The organism is Pseudomonas sp. AC532, assembly GCF_979258965.1.
Map to the genome: position 1 here is coordinate 4533068 of NZ_OZ409888.1, position 18317 is coordinate 4551384.

Below are 18317 nucleotides of genomic sequence, written 5' to 3' on the forward strand. Positions count from 1 at the left end.
GCGCTATGGCCACAGCCTATTGCTTCGATCTCGATGGCACCTTGACTCAGCAGGAACTGCTGCCATTGATCGCATCGTCCGTCGGTTTGGAGGATGAGATATCGGTACTGACCGAAGCGACCATAAATGGAATTCTCCCGTTCGAAAAATCCTTCAAATTGCGCGTTCGCTTGCTGCGCGATGCGAATATCGACTGGATTCACTCGGCGCTTTTGGAGCAGGTCGAATTCAATGCGGACATGATCAAGTTCATCGCCAGCCGGCCTGACCAATGCTTCGTGGTGACAGGCAACCTCGATGTATGGGTCAAGCCCGTACTTGATCGCCTGGGCATTCAGAGCTTCACATCGACAGCGCAGATGAACGGTTCCCGCCTTGAAGGGATCGAGCATATTTTGCACAAGGGCGATGCCGTCCTTGGCCTGCGAAATCGCTTCGACCGTATCATCGCCGTCGGCGATGGCATGAACGATGTGCCGATGTTCGAAGTGGCAGACTGGCGCATCGCGTTCGGCGGTGCCCACAGCCCGAATCATCTCTTGGTGAAGTTGAGTGACTTTGTTGTGAACGACGGGGGTGCGTTGTGTCGCCTATTAAACACGTTGTAATCAGCGCCGCAGGGATTGGCTCCAGGCTGGGCCTGAACAAGCCCAAGTGCCTGGTAGAAATAGCAGGGCGGACGCTGCTCGATTATCACCTTGAACGCCTGCGTTGGGCGGAGAATATCTGGCTGGTTGTCGGCTTTGAAGAAACCGACGTCATCCGCCACGCTATGTCCTTGCGTAACGACCTGATCATCGTTCGCAACCCGGACTACGCGAGGACCAATACGCTACAGAGCATCCATCTCGTGTCGCGGCATTTGCAGGAGCGATTTCTGGTAATCGATGCCGATACCGTCGTCGAGCCGGCGTCGTTCAACGCCTTCATGGCGGCAGCGAACGATTGCACGCAGTTGATCGGTATTTCCCGTTACACCACGAGCGATGGTGTTCGCGTGCTCCTCGACGAAGCCGGCGCGTGCGTTACCGCGTTCACGCGGGCGCCAGAGCATGCCTGGGAGTGGACGGGCATTGCCGTCATCGATCCGGCGGTTGTGGTCGACAAACCCATCTACGTTTACCAGGCACTTGAAGGTTCTCTGCCCATGCGCGCTGCCGAGATCAAAGCATTCGATATCGACACGATTGCCGACCTCGATATGGCGCGTCAGGTTCTTGCAGATGGATGGCTCGATAGAGATAACTATGCATAACGACTCGATCAACACTGGCAAAAAGCATCTCGTCATCCTTTATCAGCTGCCTGAGTCCTGGGCCAATGTGCGGTCCATCTGGGAGGCCGCTCGGGCTGACGAGTCAGTCGACGTCTCGGTGATAGTCCTGCCATTCATCCATCGCGATTACCAGTGGCAGCGCGAGCAGGCTGAAGAACACCTGCGCGCGCTTGGCGTTCCGTTCGTACCGTGGGATTCCCATGTGCTCGAAGGCGAGCGACTGGATGCCGTGCTGTACACCTCGCCTTATGATGAGACCAGGCCGCCCGCCTATAAATTTGCCGAGCTTCGCCAGCGCGCAGGACTTACCGCATATGTCCCCTATGGGCTGGAAGTCGGCGGCGGCGAGCTGAACTACGTCTATCAGTACGGCCAGCCCGTCACCGCTCATGCCGATGCTGTCTTTGTCAGGTCGCAAAGTGTTCGCGAGATGTTCGCCCGCCATTGCCCAACGGGTGCCGGCCATGTTCATGTCACCGGGCACCCGCGTATGGATGGGCTGGTCGATATCGCGCAGTTCCCGGTGGACCCCGCCCTGCTGGAGGCGATCGACGGACGCAAGGCCGTGCTGTGGAACGCTCACTTTTCATTCGATGGTGACCTGTGGTCGACCTTTGATCAGCTAGCGGGCGGCATCATCGATGCGTTCGCGTCTCGTCCTGAACTGGTGCTGCTGTTGCGGCCTCATCCGCTGCTCTGGAAGAAGCTGATCAACCTGAACATCCTGACTGAGCGCGATATAGCGGACCTAAAGGCGCAGTTGCGGGAACTGGGGGTGATCATCGATGAGCGCTCGGACCACCGTCACGCCTTCGCGGCCAGTGCGGCGATGATGAGCGATGCAGGGTCTTTCCTGATGGAGTACCTGGCGACTGGAAAGCCGGTGCTGTACCTGAAAAACCCTCATGGTCAGGGCCTCAACGAAGAGGGCGCCGCCGTGGTTCGTCAGTACCAGACCGCTGTGGATGCCGGCCAGGTCGTTGCATTCCTGGATCAGCAGCGTCGAGACGAGGACCCGCTGCATCTCAGTCGTACTGCAGCGATCAGGCATTTTTTCCACGAACTTGATGGTGGCGCCGGGCGTCGTGTACTGGAAGTCCTCAAGGGGCTGATGGCATGACGACACGTCATCCGCTCGCGGATATCCAGAGTCGAGTAATCGGCGATGGAACCCGGATATGGCAGTTCGTCGTGGTCCTGGCCGATGCCGTCATCGGTCGTGATTGCAACATCAATGCGCATTGCTTCATCGAGAATGACGTGGTGCTGGGCGACCGGGTTACGGTGAAATGCGGCGTTTATCTGTGGGATGGCCTGCGGGTCGGCGACGATGTGTTCATTGGCCCGAACGTCACCTTCACCAATGATCCGTTTCCACGCTCGCGGCAACGGCCCGAACGTTTTCTGCCGACATACATCGAGGACGGCGCTTCTATCGGTGCTGCCGCGGTCATCCTGCCAGGCCTGAGGATCGGAGCCGGTGCGATGGTCGGAGCCGGCTCGGTGGTGACCCGGGACGTGCCCGCGCATGCGCTGGTCGTCGGCAACCCAGCACGAGTCGTGCGTTATCTGGATGATCGCCATGCACCCGTTTCTTGACCTGAAGGCGCTCATGGGGCGCGACGAAGAGGCACTGCAAGAAGCATTCGCCCGAGTTCTGCATTCTGGTTGGTACGTGTTGGGGCCCGAAGTGGAAGCGTTCGAGCGCGAGTTCGCGCAACTCTGTGGCGTTGATCATGTTGTCGGGGTCGGCAATGGGCTGGATGCTCTCACGCTGATCCTCCGCGCCTATCGCCAGCTTGGACGTCTTGCCGAAGGCGCGGAGGTGATACTGCCAGGCAACACATTCATCGCCACGGCGCTGGCCGTTACCGAGGCCGGCCTGGTTCCCGTGCTGGTCGAACCTCAGGAAAGCGACTTTGCCATTTCGGTTGCCGCCGTCGAAGCAGCAATCACCGCCAGAACGGGGGCGGTGATTGCCGTTCATCTTTACGGGCAATTGGCGGATATGTCCGGCTTGCGAAAGTTGGCACAGCAGCATGGGCTGTTGCTGGTCGAGGACTCGGCACAGGCGCATGGTGCGCGTGACGAGCAGGGCCGTGTGGCGGGTGCACTGGGGGATGCCGCAGGATTCAGCTTCTTTCCGGTGAAGAACCTGGGTGCTCTTGGTGACGGCGGTGCGGTTGCCACGAATGATCCTGCTCTGGCCGGCCAAGTGCGCAAGCTGCGCAGCTATGGCTCTACCGAGAAGTACGTTCATGAGGTAAAGGGCGTGAACTCACGCCTGGACGAGCTGCAGGCTGCACTGCTGCGAGTCAGGTTACGCCGGTTAGGTGAGGATGCCGAGCATAGGCGAGCCATTGCCAGCCGATACCTGAAGGGTATCTCGCATCCGGCGATCACCCTGCCGAGCGAGCCGTCGTCTGCGCTCAGCCACGTCTGGCATCTTTTCGTGGTGATCTGTGCCCAGCGCCAGGCGCTGCAGGAGCATCTGCTGCGTCGTGGTATCCCTACCTTGATTCATTATCCCGTTCCGATTCATCGACAGGCCGCATATGCCGAGCTTGGCGCAATGCCGCTGCCGGTTACGGAGCGATTGGCCACTCAGGTGCTCAGCCTGCCTCTGTATCCCGGCATGACAGAAGACTATGTGGCTTTGGTCATTGACGCCTGCAATGATTTTCCGCACGACGGAAGTAGAGAGGACCCATGTCGCTAAAAGATTGCAAGATCATTGATCTGCCAAAGATCGAAGACCCGCGCGGCAACCTGACTTTCGTCGAGGGCGGGCGGCATGTTCCATTCGATCTCAAGCGCGTCTATTACCTCTACGACGTGCCGGGCGGATCCCACCGTGGCGGTCATGCGCACAAGGGCTTGCACCAGCTCCTTATCGCCATGTCGGGCAGTTTCGATATTTTGCTGGATGACGGACGAACCCGATTCAAATATCACATGAATCGCTCGTACTACGGTCTTTACATCCCGCCGATGATATGGCGCGAAATCGACAACTTTTCGAGCGGTTCGGTTTGTATGGTCATGGCTTCCCAGTTTTATGACGAAGATGATTATTTCAGGGACTACGATGATTTCAAAAAAGCGGTACAAGGACCTTCGGCATGAGCTCAGTCAGTTCTAACGGTCAACCACTCGAGCGCTTGCTCGATGGATTGGCGAGCCTCGACAGGCTGAAGGCCTCGCGACGTGGCCAGGGGGGCAGTCGATACGATGTTGACGTGACCGTTACCGTCATGTCCTACAACAACGCACCTTACCTTGCGCAAACTATCGAGTCGGTGCTGTCCCAGGAAGGTGTGAGTCTCGAACTGCTGGTTTTCGATGATCGCTCCTCCGATGACAGTGTCGAGGTATTGAAGGGGTACGCGGCTGACCCGCGCTTCAGTTTCCAGGTCAACCCGGTCAACTTGGGGATGGCCGGAAACTACAATCGCTGCGTTCAGTCAGGCAGTGGCAAATACCTGGTCGTGCTGGGTTCCGATGATGTTCTCTATCCAGGGCATCTCGCTTCTCTCGTGGCGGCGATGGATGCTTGCCCCGGTGCGGCCCTCGGGTATGCCCAGTGCAACTGGATCGATGAGAACGGGGAGTTCATCCGCTTTGCCGATCATCCGGGGCACCGCAAACAGTCCTATTCCGGTGGTCGTGACGAGGTGGCGGACCTCCTGACGTTCGACAGTTACATCACGCCATCGGCCGCAATCCTGCGGCGCAGCGCGCTGTCTCATGTCGCATTGTCCGAAGGCGGTATCCATCGTCACGACCTGCTGGCTGGTGATTGGGAGCTGTGGATTCGTCTAGCGCGAACCTTTCCCGACTTCGTGTTTCTGCGGCAGGCGAGCGTTGGTTACCGCATCCATAGCGGACAGATATCGAACACGTTCTACGGCAGCGAGCGTCCGCTGCGCGAGCACACCGAAATACTGGAAATGAACCTCGCCGATGCGCCCACCCGCAGGCGCATGATCGCCAATGGCGATGCTATCTGGGCGTTGTATCAGCAGCGGATAAACGCCTATCCCTCTGAAACCACGGCGTCCTATCAACGCAGAATCGATGCGATACATACGGCGTTGATGGCCAAGGGCGAATTGTCCATGGCTCCATCGCAGTTCCTGTTCTCGATCATCATGACGACATACAACAGGCGCGAGCTGCTGCGTTTCGCGCTCGATAGCGTCAAGGCTCAGACATTCGAGGATTTCGAGGTCATTCTGGTGAATGACCACGGAGAGGGTGTCGAATCGCTTCTGGAGCAGTACCCCTTCTGTCTTACCTATTTGCGTCAGGGCCGCAATGCCGGACCCGCGGCGGCGCGAAATGCGGCGCATCGCCTGGCCCGCGGTCAGTATCTGGTTTATCTGGACGACGACGACATCTTTTTGCCGGATCACCTGCAGGTGCTGGCAACCGCACTGCAACAACACCCGGGTGAGGTGGTTTACAGCGACGCCCTGTTCATTGCAGAGCGCGTCGAGAAGGGCGTGCGCCATGTGCTCAACCAGGAACGTCGTTATCCGCATGGTGACTATTCACGCGAGCGCCTGCTGGTAGACAACTACATTCCGGTCAATACCTTTGCCTGGCCGCGGTCTGTTGCGCTGGAGGTGGGGGGGTTCGATGAGGACCTATCGGGTCTGGAGGACTGGGATTTCCTGATGCGGCTCGCTGCTCGGCTGCCGTTCCACCACCTGCAGCAAGAGACCGTGCAGGTACGCATGCGTGCTGACGAATCGTTGCCCGAGCGACGCTCCCAGCAGGCGCTGAAGGACTATCCTGCGCTGTATATGGAGCTGTATCGACGCCACAGCGACACTGGCAGTTCTGCAGTCATGGCTGGCAGGGCAACGCTGTTGCAGCGTCTTGGTGTCGACATTGAGGTCAGCCGCCTGCTACCGAGCATGCAGGCATGGCTGCAAAAGCGTGCCTTGACGCCTACTCAGAAAAAGCTGGTGGACGGGCGCTTGCAAGTGGAAGGTGTAGCGCCCCATTTCGCGGTTCTGATCGTGGACCTGCAGGGGGATAGCGCAGCACTGGCGTGCACGCTTGCCTCTCTGGACAGCGCGCGGCAAAACTACGGAAGATTGCAGGCGCTAGTGCTGACTGCTGCCGACGACATCCCGAAATCGACCACACCATGCGAGGTCGTCGCGGTGCGGCCTGAAGAGTGGATCACGCCGCTCAATGAGCGTCTGGCCGCTTCGTCTTTCGACTGGTGCCTACTGCTACGCGCGGGCGATGAGCTAACCGCGTCGGGCCTGATGATGGCTGGGCTCGAGTTGCTCACCGCGCCGGACTGCCGTGCGATCTACTGCGATGAAATGTTCCGCCAGGACGAGCAGTTGGCGGCGGCTCTTCGCCCGGCCTTCAATCTCGATTATCTGTTGAGTTTCCCCGCGGGGATGGCCAGGCACTGGTTGTTCCGCCGAGAGGTCGTGGTAGCTGCCGGTGGGTTCGACCCTGCATTCGAGCAGGCTCCGGAGCTGGAGCTGATCCTCAGGCTGATCAACGAGGGCGGCCTCGATGGCCTGGGGCACGTGGCGGAACCGCTGCTCATCACCGCGGCACCTGCACTGGCGGACAATGAGGCCGAGCAGCAGGCGATCCTCCTGCACCTGCAGCAACGTGGCTACTCGGATGCGGCTGTCACATCGGCAAAGCCCGGACGTTATCGGATTGACTACGGTCATGCGCAATCGCCGCTGGTGTCCTTTCTGATCCTCCCTGGTGAACGTCTGGAGAACCTGCAGCGCTGTGTAGAAAGCATTCTTGAGAATACCCGCTATCCGAACTACGAGTTGCTGCTGATTCAGACCCCTCTCCAGGCTGACGAGGTCGGTGCCTGGCTTAGCGCGTTGGCCTCGCTTGGCGAGGCGCGTATCAGGGTACTGCCTGCAGGACAGGAGGCGATGGCGCCGCAAACGCTGCTCAATCAGGCTGCCGAGCAGGCGCATGGGGACTACCTGCTGTTGCTGTCGGCCGATACCGCCGCGATCAGCGATGACTGGCTGTGTGAGCTGCTCAACCACGCGCAACGTCCGGAAGTCGGCTGCGTCGGCGCCAAGCTGCTGGCTGCCGACGGAAAAATCGCTCGGGCCAGCCTGATCCTCGGGCTCGAGGGGCCGGTGGGCCGGCCCTATGTCGGTGAGCCCCTGGATGCGCCGGGTTATATGCAGCGCCTGCAGGTGGCACAGAACAGCAGCGCTGTCGGCCATGAGTGCCTGTTGGTGGCCAAGGCCGTATTCCTGCAGTTGGGTGGGCTGAGCGAGGACGAGATGCCGTGGCGCTACGCGGGTGTCGACCTCTGCCTGAAGGCGCGCCAGGCCGGCTATCTGACCGTGTGGACACCATTCTCGCAGTTGATGCTCGACCCGGTAGACAGCACCCGGGGCACTACCGCGGAGCATGACGCCCTGTATGCCAGGTGGTTGTCGGTGCTGGCCCGCGATCCCGCCTACAACCCGAACTTCTCCCTCTCGCAGCCGGGGGGCTTCAAGCTGGCCGACACGGCGTTGTCGTGGCGCCCGTTATCCTCATGGAAGCCTCTGCCAACCGTGCTCGCCCACCCGTCGGACAACTACGGCTCGGGGCACTATCGAGTGATTCAGCCATTTACCGCCTTGCAACAGGCGGGGTTGATCGAGGGCGGCGTGTCCCCAGGGCTGATGCATGTGACGGATCTGGAGCGCTACGACCCGGATGTCATCCTTTTACAGAAGCAGATTGGTGATGACCGTTTCGAGGCCATGCGTCGCATGCAGGCGTTTTCACGAGCACTCAAGGTGTACGAACTCGACGACTACCTGCCGAATCTGCCGGTAAAAAGTGTTCACCGCGCGCAGATGCCCAAGGACATTCTGAAATCCATGCGGCGTGGGTTGAGCTATGTGGACCGCTTCGTGGTGTCCACTCAGGCCCTGGCCGAAGCCTGTGGTGGCCTGCACGGTGATATCCGGGTGATCGAGAACTATCTGCCACCTGCCTGGTGGAAAGGGCTTGCCAGCCCGCGCAGCCGGTCCGGCAAACCCAGGGTCGGCTGGGCGGGTGGCATAAGTCACACCGGTGATCTGGAAATGATTGCCGATGTCGTGCAAGCGCTGGCCGATGAAGTCGATTGGGTGTTCATGGGCATGTGTCCGGAGAAGCTTCGGCCCTTCGTCAAGGAGATTCACCAGGGGGTCGATATCCTGGCTTATCCGCGTGCACTGGCTGCGCTCAATCTGGATCTGGCGGTGGCTCCGCTGGAGGAGAATCCGTTCAACCAGTGCAAGAGCAATCTGCGCTTGCTGGAATACGGAGCCTGCGGCTTTCCCGTGGTGTGCAGTGACGTGCGCAGTTATGAAGGATCGCTGCCGGTCACCCGTGTGAAGAATCGTTACCGGGATTGGGCAGACGCCATCAGGATGCATGTCGCTGACCTCGATGCGTCGGCCCGTGCAGGCAGCGACTTGCACCAGCAGGTCATGCGTGACTGGACGCTGGAGGGCGACAACCTGGTTGCCTGGCGGCGGGCCTGGCTGCCTGACTGAGGGCGGATGTATCGGCGTGATTCTCGGATTCAAGAATCCGTCAAGAGCGCCGATACGCTGTTCAGGATGAAGTGGAAGAGTCATGGCTCCCGGGTTGTCAAGGGAGTCGCAAAAAAAACCAGCTTCTCTCCTAAAGCTTCGCAGAGTCAGGTCGATACAGAGTATGAAAGCGAACTCAATGTTGCCTGAGCATTGCAGGCCAGAGTCGCAAGCCCAGGCAAACAGTTAGTGTCCGATGGAGGACAAACATCATGGCTTTGACCGTAAACACCAACATTGCGTCGTTGAACACTCAGCGCAACCTGAACACCTCGTCCAACGCGCTCAACACCTCCCTGCAGCGTCTGTCGACCGGTTCGCGCATCAACAGTGCCAAGGACGATGCGGCTGGCCTGCAAATCGCCAACCGCCTGACCAGCCAGGTCAACGGCCTGAACGTCGCGGTGAAGAACTCCAACGACGGCATCTCCATGGCGCAGACCGCTGAAGGCGCCCTGCAGCAGTCGACCACCATCCTGCAGCGTATGCGTGACCTGTCCCTGCAATCGGCCAACGGCTCGAACAGCGAAGGCGAGCGTAAGGCACTGAACTCGGAAGTGACCGAGCTCAAGAAGGAATTGAACCGTATCTCCAACACCACCACCTTCGGTGGCAAGAAACTGCTCGATGGCAACTTCGGCACCACCACCTTCCAGGTTGGTAGCGCGGCGAACGAAACCATCAGCGTGAAAATCGACGAGATGAGCACGGCGTCGCTGAAGGGCAAGTACTACGAAGGCACTATCGCCGCTTCCACCGGGCCAGCCACCGCTTCGGGTACCATCACCGTTTCCGGCACCGTAAACGGTACCGATTTCTCGGTCGACGTAGCGGTAGCCAGCGGCGCAACTGCAGTGCAGATCAGCCAGTCTGTTGCCACGGCGATCAACGATGCCAACATCGGGGTCGGTGCGTTCGTGGACGACACTGGAGCCACCACGCTGATTTCTGGTCAGAATACCGATGGTACTGAGAACGCGCTGTCCGCGCTGAGCATCAGCGGTACCGTGGCAGGTGCTGGCACTGGGGCATATACCGCTGCCACTGCCGTCACCGAAACCGAAATGACCAACATCGACGTCAGCACCGTGCAGGGCGCCCAGGAGTCGGTCATCGTCATCGACCAGGCGATCCAGGCGATCGACAAACAACGTGCCGACCTCGGTGCTGTGCAGAACCGCTTCGAGAACACCATTGGTAACCTGCAGAACATCGCAGAAAACGTTTCGGCAGCACGTGGTCGGATTCAGGATACGGACTTCGCGGCAGAAACCGCGAACCTGACCAAGAACCAGATCCTGCAGCAGGCCGGTACCGCGATCCTGTCCCAGGCCAACCAGCTGCCGCAGGCGGTCCTCAGCCTCCTGCAGTAAGCCAAATCGGCTAGGCTGCTTTAAACTCCGGGGGGAAGTGCATAGCGCTTCTCCCCGTTTTGCCTTGCGAGGTAAAAGAAATGGACATCGCAATAAATAGTTTGTCGCCGGTACTGGCCAAGCCCGCAGGTACTTCCGTACCCGCAGCGTATGCTGGTGCGGCTGTCTCTTCCGAGGCCGGCACTGAGCAGTCAGCTGCACGCCAGGGGCAGGCAGCGGCTGAAGATAGCGGGCAGATCTACGAGCAAGTGGATAATGCTGTCACGTCCATCCAGAGCTTCGTGCAGAACATTCGGCGTGATCTGAATTTCAGTGTCGATGACTCGAGTGGTCGGGTTGTGGTGAAGGTGACCGATCGTGCTTCAGGCGATGTCATTCGCCAGTTGCCATCCGAGGAGGCCTTGCGGTTGGCGGAAAGTCTGGAAGAAGTACGAAGCCTGCTGTTCAAGGCCGAAGCCTGAGATGGCGCGGTTTTTGAATGCGAAGGAGAAGGCTGCAGAACTTTTCGCATGAACGTCAATATCGTGACGGAGTAGAATTTATGGCTATTGGTGGAGTTCAGACGGGTATCAACTCAGGGCTGCCGATCGGCGATCTGGTGAAGGCGATGGTCGATGCCGAAAAGGCACCCAAGGAAGCGCAACTGGCGCGCCTGTCGAGTTCGACTACCGTCAAGCTCTCCGGCTTGGGTCAGCTGAATACTGCGCTTGGCGAGTTTCAGACCGCGCTGAAGGATCTCAATAGCGCCACTCTGTTCGAGAAACGCACGGCCACATCGTCCAATACTGGCGCGTTGACGGCCACCGCGGGAAAGACTGCATCGTCCGGGAATTATCAAATCGCGGTGGATAGCCTGGCTTCCGCCAGCAAGGTGGCGACCAAGGCTCTCGACGGTACGTTCAAGAGCGGCGACAGCGACGAGGTGCTGAGCGTCAAGCTTGGCGACGCGGGTACCGCCATTGACGTCAAGATTACCGCCGGGTCCGACCTGGCCAGCATTCGTGATCAGCTCAATACCGCGCTCAAGGATAAGGGCGTAACCGTCAGCACCATCAACGATCCTGCCACTGGCAAGTCTCGCCTGGTGTTCAGTGGTAATGAGACGGGTGACGGCAAGGATGTCATCGTTTCCGGCAGCGGCAGCCTCAGCGCGCTCAGTGTCGACGGCCGTAACAAGCTCGTTACTGGCGACGACGCCGCTGCCGGCTTTATCGTCCAGGCGGCCAATGCGAAGTTCTCGATCGATGGTCTGGCGCTCACCAGCCCCACCAACTCGGTCAAGGGGGCAATTGCCGATGTCAATTTCGAACTGCTCGCTACAACCGACAAGGAAAAGCCCCTGACCCTCAAGGTCGGTGAGGACAATACCGGTGTCAAAGCCGGTATCAAGAAGTTCGTCGATGCCTACAACAAGCTGATCAATACCAGCAACGATCTGACCCGAGTGACCAAGGTCGGTGAGGATGGAACCCCTCTGGTGGGCGGTCTGGTTGGCGATTCGACCGTTCGAAACCTGCTTGGCGGCGTTCGTAACGAGCTCGTCAATCCCGTTGGCGGTGATGGCGTGAAGGTGCTGGCCGACCTTGGCATCACCACGCAGAAGGACGGCACCCTGAAAATCGAGGACGCCCGACTCGATGCCGCTCTGAAAGACAACTTCGATGGGGTCGGCGCGTTTTTCCTGGGTGACACCGGCTTGATGAAGCGTCTTGATGGCCAGGTGAATGCCTACAGTCAGACGGGCGGTATTCTGTCTCAGCGCATGCAGGCACTGGAGTCCACCCGTACCGATATCAAGAAGCAGACCGAGGACCTCACACTGCGTGTCGACAGCATGCAAAAGCGGCTACTGGCGCAGTTCAACGCCATGGAAAAGCTGGTCGGACAATTGAACGGAACCAGCAGCCAGTTGCAAAACACGCTGTCCAGCTTGCCCGGCGTTGTGAGGAAGAGTACCTAAATGAACGGTCCTATCGATACCTATAAAAGCGTCAAAACAAGCCAGGTGGTTACGCCATACCAGGCGGTGCAGCTGCTGCTGGACGGCGCCATCGAGCGTGTCTCGCTGGCCCTGCTGGCTCAACAACAGGCCAATCCCGCTTTGCGCGGCGAGGCGGTCAGCGGCACCATCTCCATCATCTCGGTTCTGCAGTCGAGCCTGGACAAGGAGCTTGGCGGTGAGCTGGCGCAGAATCTCGACAATTTGTACGACTACATCAACCGTCGGCTGGTTGGCGTGGCGCTAGACGATACGCCGCGCAGGCTTGAAGAGGTGCAGGCACTGCTCACGCAGATCCGTGATGCCTGGAAAGCGATTGCTCCTGAAGTCGACGAAGGTTCTCCCGCCTGAGCAGGTGCCGGATCACTCGGGGTTGTCAGCTTTCGAACGGTCGTAGCCACTGCCTGGTGGCTGTCGGCCGTTGAGGGCTCATCGTCAGCCTGGCAGGGCCTTTGCCCGGCGCGAAACTGTCGAATGAACCGCCTGGCATCATGCGCCTCTGCTCTACATTAATGATTAATCCCTCCTAAAGCTCACGCCCCTCATGCCGATACATTGAGTATTCCCGCTTTACACTGGAGTACATTCAGCATGAACGCCATGGCCGCTATGCGTCAGTATCAACATGTCAACACTCAGGCTCAGGCTGTCGATGCCAGCCCGCATCGCCTGATCCAGATGCTGATGGAAGGTGGCCTGACTCGTCTGGCGCAGGCGCGCGGCGCCATGGAGCGGGACCAGTTCGCCATGAAAGGTGAGCTCATCGGTAAGGCCATCGGTATCATCGGCGGCTTGCGCGCCGGGCTGAACCTGGAAGAGGGTGGCGAGCTGGCGGAGAATCTGGATAACCTCTACGACTACATGACCCGTCGTCTGCTCGAGGCCAATCTGAAAAATACCGTCGAGCCACTTGATGAAGTCGCCGCGCTGCTGCGTAATGTGAAAGCTGGTTGGGATGCAATCGCCCAGTGATTGGCGTGTGTGAAAGGAGCCTTCCCATGAATACTTCCGTGCAACGTTTGCAGAGCACCGGCACTGCCATGCGCCAGGCGTTATCTGCCCAGGACTGGTCTGCAATCGGCGAGCTCGATCTGCAGTGCCGTCAAGCCGTTGAAGACGCGATGGTCGATGCCGCCAATGACGATGGTGCGTTGCGGGCGCGTATGCAGGAGCTGCTGGACCTGTACAAGGATCTCGTCACAGCTTGCCAGACCGAGCGGCAGAGGCTGGCGGGTGAGCTGATTCAATTGAATCAGTCGCAGCAAGGTGCCAAGGTTTATCAGCTGTTCGGCTAAGGCCGTGGGCAGGGGCGCGCGATCACGAATTACACGCCCCCTGTAGTAATTTCGCGTAAAATTCCCCTTCGAACCGCCCCTCCTGACACCTGGCCAGCTCCACTGGTCTGCCTCGCAAAAAAAAGCACGCCATAAAATTGACTAAGCGCCAGAAATTGTCTTAACTGCTGGCTAAATGCTGGCGCTTTAAAGCGTTAGGTGGCTTTTCCTTCTGGGCCAGACCAACTATGTGGCGTGAAACCAAGCTTCTGCTGATTGACGATAACCTCGAACGACGCCGTGATTTGTCGGTGATTCTCAACTTCCTGGGTGAGGATCATCTGGTGTGCGGCAGTTCCGACTGGCGCGAGGTGGTGGATCAGATCGACTCCAGCAGGGGCGTTCTCAGCGTGCTGCTCGGCGATGTGAGGCTGAAGGGCGGTGCCCTGGACCTGCTCAAGGAGTTCGCCGCGTGGGATGAGTACCTGCCCGTGCTGACGATCGAGGAGCACGCCACCAGCGATTGGCCGGAGGAGTTTCGTCGGCGAGTACTGGCTTCGCTGGAAATGCCGCCCAGCTACAACAAACTGCTGGATTCGCTGCACCGTGCCCAGGTCTATCGGGAGATGTACGATCAGGCCCGCGAGCGTGGACGCCAGCGTGAGCCCAATCTGTTCCGCAGTCTGGTGGGCACCAGCCGAGCCATCCAGCATGTGCGGCAGATGATGCAGCAGGTGGCCGATACCGAGGCCAGCGTACTCATCCTCGGCGAATCGGGTACCGGCAAGGAAGTGGTCGCCCGCAACCTGCACTACCACTCCAGGCGACGTGAAGCGCCGTTCGTACCGGTGAACTGTGGGGCGATTCCTGCCGAGCTGCTGGAAAGCGAATTGTTCGGCCACGAAAAGGGCGCATTCACCGGGGCGATTACCAGCCGTGCCGGGCGCTTCGAACTGGCCAATGGCGGCACGCTGTTTCTCGACGAGATCGGTGACATGCCACTGCCGATGCAGGTCAAGCTGCTGCGTGTGTTGCAGGAGCGCACGTTCGAGCGGGTAGGCAGCAACAAGACCCAGAACGCCGATGTGCGCATCATTGCTGCTACCCACAAGAACCTTGAGAACATGATCGAGGGTGGCAGTTTCCGGGAAGACTTGTACTACCGCCTCAACGTGTTTCCGATCGAGATGGCGCCCTTGCGCGAGCGCATCGAAGACATACCGTTGCTGATGAACGAGTTGATCTCGCGCATGGAGCATGAAAAGCGTGGTTCCATCCGCTTCAACTCCGCAGCCATCATGTCGCTGTGTCGCCATGACTGGGCCGGTAACGTTCGTGAGCTGGCCAACCTGGTGGAGCGCATGGCGATCATGCACCCCTATGGCGTGATCGGCGTTGGCGAGTTACCGAAGAAATTCCGCCATGTGGATGACGAGGACGAGCAGCTTGCCGCCAGCCTGCGCGAAGAGCTCGACGAGCGCACCGTGCTTACGGCCCCTTCGTCCGGCATGGGATCTACGGCGATGTTGCCGGCAGAGGGGCTGGACCTGAAGGACTATCTTGGGAATCTGGAGCAGGGCTTGATTCAGCAGGCACTCGATGACGCCGGCGGGATCGTCGCACGTGCCGCAGAGCGCTTGCGCATTCGGCGTACCACTCTGGTCGAGAAAATGCGCAAGTACGGCATGAGCCGTCGTGAAGATGAGGTCGGCGACGACTAATCGTGTTGGCCAGTAAGCAGCTCGTCACTGCCCTGTTCGCCAGCGCCTAAGCACTGCTCGACCAGGCGCGGATTGGCCACCAAAATGACGGTGGCAGCGCTATAAAATAGTTATCTGCATGAAAGTAAAAGGATTTATTTTCAGGCATGAGTATTGCTATCTCTCAGGCAACTGACTGTCTTATGACGGCTCGCCACGCGAGATAGCACGATGAAATCCAGCCTCCACCTGTCCGCCTCGATAGATCCTACACCGCCTGCACAGGCGGCTCGTGGCGATCTTGAGCAGTCGCTGGCTCTGTTCGAGCAGATGTCGAACCGGCTGGGCAGCTCTTACGATCTTCTCGAAAGCCGCGTCAATGAACTGACTGGCCAGCTGGCCCTGGTCAGTGAGCAGCGCGTCCAGGAATTGAACGAGAAGGAGCGCCTTGCGCATCGGCTCCAGAGCCTGCTTGATCTGCTGCCGGGCGGGGTGGTGGTCATTGATGGCCATGGCGTGGTGCGCGAAGCCAATCCTGTGGCCCGCGACATGCTCGGTGAGCCGCTGCTCGGGCGGCTGTGGCGTGAGGTGATCGCTCAACGGTTCGCCCCCCGTCAGGACGATGGTCATGAAATTTCGCTGGCGGATGGGCGCCGGCTGTCCATTTCCACGCGCTCGCTGCAGGGCGAGCCTGGGCAACTGGTGCTGCTCACCGACCTGACGGAAACCCGTCGCCTGCAGGATCAACTGTCGCGTCACGAGCGGCTGAGTGCCCTGGGGCGCATGGTCGCCTCGCTGGCACACCAGGTGCGCACGCCACTGTCTGCCGCGCTGCTGTATGCCAGCCACCTGACCGACCAGGTGCTGCCGGTTGAGCAGCAACAGCGTTTCGCTGGGCGCCTGAAGGAGCGGCTGCATGAGCTGGAACATCAGGTGCGCGACATGCTGGTGTTCGCCCGGGGAGAGCTGCCGCTATCGGACCGCCTGCCGCCCGGGCAGCTGTTCGATGCCCTGCGGCGTTCGGGCGAATCGCTGGTGCAGGGGCTCGACGTGCGTTGGCAGTGCGATGCCTGGCGAGGTGAGTTGATGTGCAATCGCGACACCCTGGTTGGCACGCTGCTCAATCTGGTGGAAAACGCCATTCAGGCATCCGGCCGTGACGTTCGTTTGAAGGTGCACGCCTATGTACGCGGGGAACGCCTGCGCCTGTGCGTCAGCGACAACGGCCCGGGCATCGATGCTGCCACGCTGGCACGTCTGGGTGAGCCGTTCTTCACCACCAAAACCACCGGAACCGGCCTGGGGCTGGCGGTGGTCAAGGCGGTCGCCCGCGCTCATCACGGCGAGCTGCAACTGCGCTCGCGACCGGGGCGTGGTACCTGCGCCCTGTTGACTCTGCCGCTGATAACGCCAGCGCAACCCTCGATTAAGGAGTGACCATGGCTGCCAAAGTCCTGCTGGTTGAAGACGACCGCGCGCTGCGTGAGGCCCTGGCCGACACCCTGGAGCTGGGCGGTCACGATTACCGTGCTGTCGATTGCGCTGAAGCGGCGCTGATTGCCATTGACGAAGAGCCGTTTGGCCTGGTGGTGAGCGACGTGAACATGCCAGGCATGGACGGGCATCGCCTGTTGATGCTGATTCGCGAGCGACAACCGCAATTGCCCGTATTGCTGATGACCGCCTTTGGCGCGGTGGAGCGAGCCGTCGAGGCGATGCGGCGCGGCGCGGTCGATTACCTGGTCAAGCCCTTCGAGCCCAAGGCGCTGCTGTCACTTGTCGAACAACACGCCCTGTGCCGCGCCAGCGGCCTTGAAACGGACGGGCCGGTGGCGCGCGAACCGGCCAGCCTGCAACTGCTCGAGCTGGCCGCGCGCGTGGCGCGCAGTGACTCCACGGTGCTGATCACCGGCGAGTCGGGTACCGGTAAGGAGGTGCTGGCGCGCTATCTTCATCAGCAATCGCCGCGCGCCGCCGGCCCCTTTGTCGCGATCAATTGCGCAGCGATTCCAGACAACATGCTCGAGGCCACGCTATTTGGTCACGAGAAGGGCGCATTCACCGGCGCCGTGGCCAGTGCGCCAGGCAAGTTCGAACTGGCCGAGGGCGGCACCATCCTGCTCGATGAAATCTCCGAAATGCCCCTCGCTTTGCAGGCCAAGTTGTTGCGCGTGCTGCAGGAGCGCGAGGTGGAGCGGGTTGGCGCGCGCAAGCCCATCGCCCTGGATATTCGCGTGCTCGCGACCAGTAACCGGGACCTGGCGGCGGAAGTAGCGGCGGGGCGCTTCCGTGAGGACCTGTTCTATCGGCTGTCGGTATTTCCGCTGGCCTGGCGACCTTTACGCGAGCGTCCGGCGGATATCCTGCCGCTGGCCGAGCGCCTGCTGGGCAAATACGTACGCAAGATGAACCTGGTACCACTGCGCTTCTCTGCCCAGGCGGTGGCCTGCCTGACGCAGCATGGCTGGCCGGGCAATGTGCGTGAGCTGGACAACGCCATCCAGCGCGCCGTCATCCTTCAGCAGGGCGGCACTATCGAGCCGCACGACCTGTGCCTGACCGCGCCAATCGGCTTTGCTCCGGCGCCGGTGCTGACGCAGCCACACCTTGCTGTCGTGCCCCCCGTTTCGGCCCCGGCAGAGCCCACGGTGATGGAGGGTGCACTGGGAGAGGATCTGCGTCGGCGGGAGTACCAGGTAATCATCGACATCCTGCGTGCCGAGCGTGGTCGCCGCAAGGAAGCCGCCGAACGACTGGGCATCAGCCCGCGCACACTGCGCTACAAACTGGCGCAGATGCGCGATGCGGGGATGGATGTCGAGGCGTATCTGTACGCCAGTTGAATACCTTGTACGCCGCTCGCTACCGAGCCTGGTGTCTGCGGGCGCTCTGGTTGGCGGTCGATTTTGCGCTACAGCCTGGGTTTGAAGACGATCGTGGCCGTTCCGGTATGTCGAGGTATGGCCGCCATTCGCTGCGGGGGCGCAGCTCCTACAGGTTGGTTTGGGTCCACGCGGTCGTGTAGGAGTCCCGACCTCGGGGCGAAGGCGATTGTGGCCGTCCCGGTATGTCGAGGTATGGCCGCCATTCGCTGCGGGGGCGCAGC

16 protein-coding genes are annotated in these 18317 nt (G+C 60.1%); all 16 read left to right on the forward strand.

What is annotated here, in order from left to right; translation table 11 throughout:
• Positions 1 to 5: 5 nt before the first annotated feature.
• A complete protein-coding gene (locus ACZ0AV_RS21070) occupies positions 6 to 608 on the forward strand; it encodes an HAD-IB family phosphatase (protein ID WP_499152820.1) in 603 nt (200 codons plus the stop codon).
• Entirely contained in the window at positions 584 to 1255 is a 672-nt protein-coding gene (locus ACZ0AV_RS21075) for a phosphocholine cytidylyltransferase family protein (protein WP_499152821.1), read from the forward strand. The genes ACZ0AV_RS21070 and ACZ0AV_RS21075 overlap by 25 nt, the downstream gene beginning before the upstream one ends.
• On the forward strand, positions 1248 to 2396 hold the full coding sequence (locus ACZ0AV_RS21080) for a CDP-glycerol glycerophosphotransferase family protein (RefSeq protein WP_499152822.1): 1149 nt from the start codon (positions 1248 to 1250) through the stop codon (positions 2394 to 2396). The genes ACZ0AV_RS21075 and ACZ0AV_RS21080 overlap by 8 nt, the downstream gene beginning before the upstream one ends.
• Positions 2393 to 2875, forward strand: coding sequence for an acyltransferase (locus ACZ0AV_RS21085; RefSeq protein WP_499152823.1), 483 nt, complete (start codon positions 2393 to 2395; stop codon positions 2873 to 2875). The genes ACZ0AV_RS21080 and ACZ0AV_RS21085 overlap by 4 nt, the downstream gene beginning before the upstream one ends.
• The gene (locus ACZ0AV_RS21090; protein ID WP_499152824.1) at positions 2859 to 3995 is read left to right on the forward strand and encodes a DegT/DnrJ/EryC1/StrS family aminotransferase; all 1137 of its coding nucleotides are present in this window, start codon (positions 2859 to 2861) and stop codon (positions 3993 to 3995) included. Before ACZ0AV_RS21085 ends, ACZ0AV_RS21090 begins: the two co-directional genes overlap by 17 nt.
• Positions 3986 to 4402 carry a sugar 3,4-ketoisomerase gene (locus ACZ0AV_RS21095; RefSeq protein WP_499152825.1) on the forward strand — a complete coding sequence of 139 codons (417 nt, stop codon included), beginning with the start codon at positions 3986 to 3988 and terminating at the stop codon, positions 4400 to 4402. Before ACZ0AV_RS21090 ends, ACZ0AV_RS21095 begins: the two co-directional genes overlap by 10 nt.
• A complete protein-coding gene (locus ACZ0AV_RS21100) occupies positions 4399 to 8826 on the forward strand; it encodes a glycosyltransferase (protein WP_499152826.1) in 4428 nt (1475 codons plus the stop codon). The genes ACZ0AV_RS21095 and ACZ0AV_RS21100 overlap by 4 nt, the downstream gene beginning before the upstream one ends.
• A 251-nt stretch (positions 8827 to 9077) precedes the next feature.
• The gene (locus ACZ0AV_RS21105; protein ID WP_499152827.1) at positions 9078 to 10238 is read left to right on the forward strand and encodes a flagellin; all 1161 of its coding nucleotides are present in this window, start codon (positions 9078 to 9080) and stop codon (positions 10236 to 10238) included.
• Positions 10239 to 10318: 80 nt separating this feature from the next.
• Positions 10319 to 10699, forward strand: coding sequence for a flagellar protein FlaG (locus ACZ0AV_RS21110; protein WP_499152828.1), 381 nt, complete (start codon positions 10319 to 10321; stop codon positions 10697 to 10699).
• Positions 10700 to 10716: 17 nt separating this feature from the next.
• Complete coding sequence (gene fliD, locus ACZ0AV_RS21115) at positions 10717 to 12198, forward strand: flagellar filament capping protein FliD (protein WP_499152829.1); 1482 nt, start codon at positions 10717 to 10719, stop codon at positions 12196 to 12198.
• Positions 12199 to 12588, forward strand: a complete 390-nt coding sequence (gene fliS, locus ACZ0AV_RS21120; protein ID WP_499152830.1) for a flagellar export chaperone FliS — start codon at positions 12199 to 12201, stop codon at positions 12586 to 12588.
• Between the two features lie 240 nt (positions 12589 to 12828).
• Positions 12829 to 13209 (forward strand): flagellar export chaperone FliS, encoded by a 381-nt coding sequence (fliS, locus tag ACZ0AV_RS21125; RefSeq protein WP_499152831.1) that lies wholly within the window; start codon positions 12829 to 12831, stop codon positions 13207 to 13209.
• Positions 13210 to 13235: 26 nt separating this feature from the next.
• The gene (locus ACZ0AV_RS21130; RefSeq protein ID WP_499152832.1) at positions 13236 to 13532 is read left to right on the forward strand and encodes a flagellar protein FliT; all 297 of its coding nucleotides are present in this window, start codon (positions 13236 to 13238) and stop codon (positions 13530 to 13532) included.
• A gap of 227 nt (positions 13533 to 13759) precedes the next feature.
• A complete protein-coding gene (locus ACZ0AV_RS21135) occupies positions 13760 to 15232 on the forward strand; it encodes a sigma-54 dependent transcriptional regulator (RefSeq protein WP_499152833.1) in 1473 nt (490 codons plus the stop codon).
• A 210-nt stretch (positions 15233 to 15442) separates the two neighbouring features.
• Entirely contained in the window at positions 15443 to 16648 is a 1206-nt protein-coding gene (locus ACZ0AV_RS21140) for a sensor histidine kinase (RefSeq protein WP_499152834.1), read from the forward strand.
• A gap of 2 nt (positions 16649 to 16650) precedes the next feature.
• A complete protein-coding gene (locus tag ACZ0AV_RS21145; protein ID WP_499152835.1) occupies positions 16651 to 18054 on the forward strand; it encodes a sigma-54-dependent transcriptional regulator in 1404 nt (467 codons plus the stop codon).
• Positions 18055 to 18317 lie beyond the last annotated feature (263 nt).

Bases quoted from the DNA above. Each gene is read 5' to 3' on its own strand.
- ACZ0AV_RS21140 (WP_499152834.1), top strand. From the start codon at position 15,443: ATGAAATCCAGCCTCCACCTGTCCGCCTCGATAGATCCTACACCGCCT.
- ACZ0AV_RS21110 (WP_499152828.1), top strand. From the start codon at position 10,319: ATGGACATCGCAATAAATAGTTTGTCGCCGGTACTGGCCAAGCCCGCA.
- ACZ0AV_RS21070 (WP_499152820.1), top strand. From the start codon at position 6: ATGGCCACAGCCTATTGCTTCGATCTCGATGGCACCTTGACTCAGCAG.
- ACZ0AV_RS21095 (WP_499152825.1), top strand. From the start codon at position 3,986: ATGTCGCTAAAAGATTGCAAGATCATTGATCTGCCAAAGATCGAAGAC.
- ACZ0AV_RS21080 (WP_499152822.1), top strand. From the start codon at position 1,248: ATGCATAACGACTCGATCAACACTGGCAAAAAGCATCTCGTCATCCTT.
- ACZ0AV_RS21090 (WP_499152824.1), top strand. From the start codon at position 2,859: ATGCACCCGTTTCTTGACCTGAAGGCGCTCATGGGGCGCGACGAAGAG.
- fliS (WP_499152831.1), top strand. From the start codon at position 12,829: ATGAACGCCATGGCCGCTATGCGTCAGTATCAACATGTCAACACTCAG.
- ACZ0AV_RS21100 (WP_499152826.1), top strand. From the start codon at position 4,399: ATGAGCTCAGTCAGTTCTAACGGTCAACCACTCGAGCGCTTGCTCGAT.
- ACZ0AV_RS21105 (WP_499152827.1), top strand. From the start codon at position 9,078: ATGGCTTTGACCGTAAACACCAACATTGCGTCGTTGAACACTCAGCGC.
- ACZ0AV_RS21145 (WP_499152835.1), top strand. From the start codon at position 16,651: ATGGCTGCCAAAGTCCTGCTGGTTGAAGACGACCGCGCGCTGCGTGAG.
- ACZ0AV_RS21135 (WP_499152833.1), top strand. From the start codon at position 13,760: ATGTGGCGTGAAACCAAGCTTCTGCTGATTGACGATAACCTCGAACGA.
- ACZ0AV_RS21085 (WP_499152823.1), top strand. From the start codon at position 2,393: ATGACGACACGTCATCCGCTCGCGGATATCCAGAGTCGAGTAATCGGC.
- ACZ0AV_RS21130 (WP_499152832.1), top strand. From the start codon at position 13,236: ATGAATACTTCCGTGCAACGTTTGCAGAGCACCGGCACTGCCATGCGC.
- fliS (WP_499152830.1), top strand. From the start codon at position 12,199: ATGAACGGTCCTATCGATACCTATAAAAGCGTCAAAACAAGCCAGGTG.
- fliD (WP_499152829.1), top strand. From the start codon at position 10,717: ATGCGAAGGAGAAGGCTGCAGAACTTTTCGCATGAACGTCAATATCGT.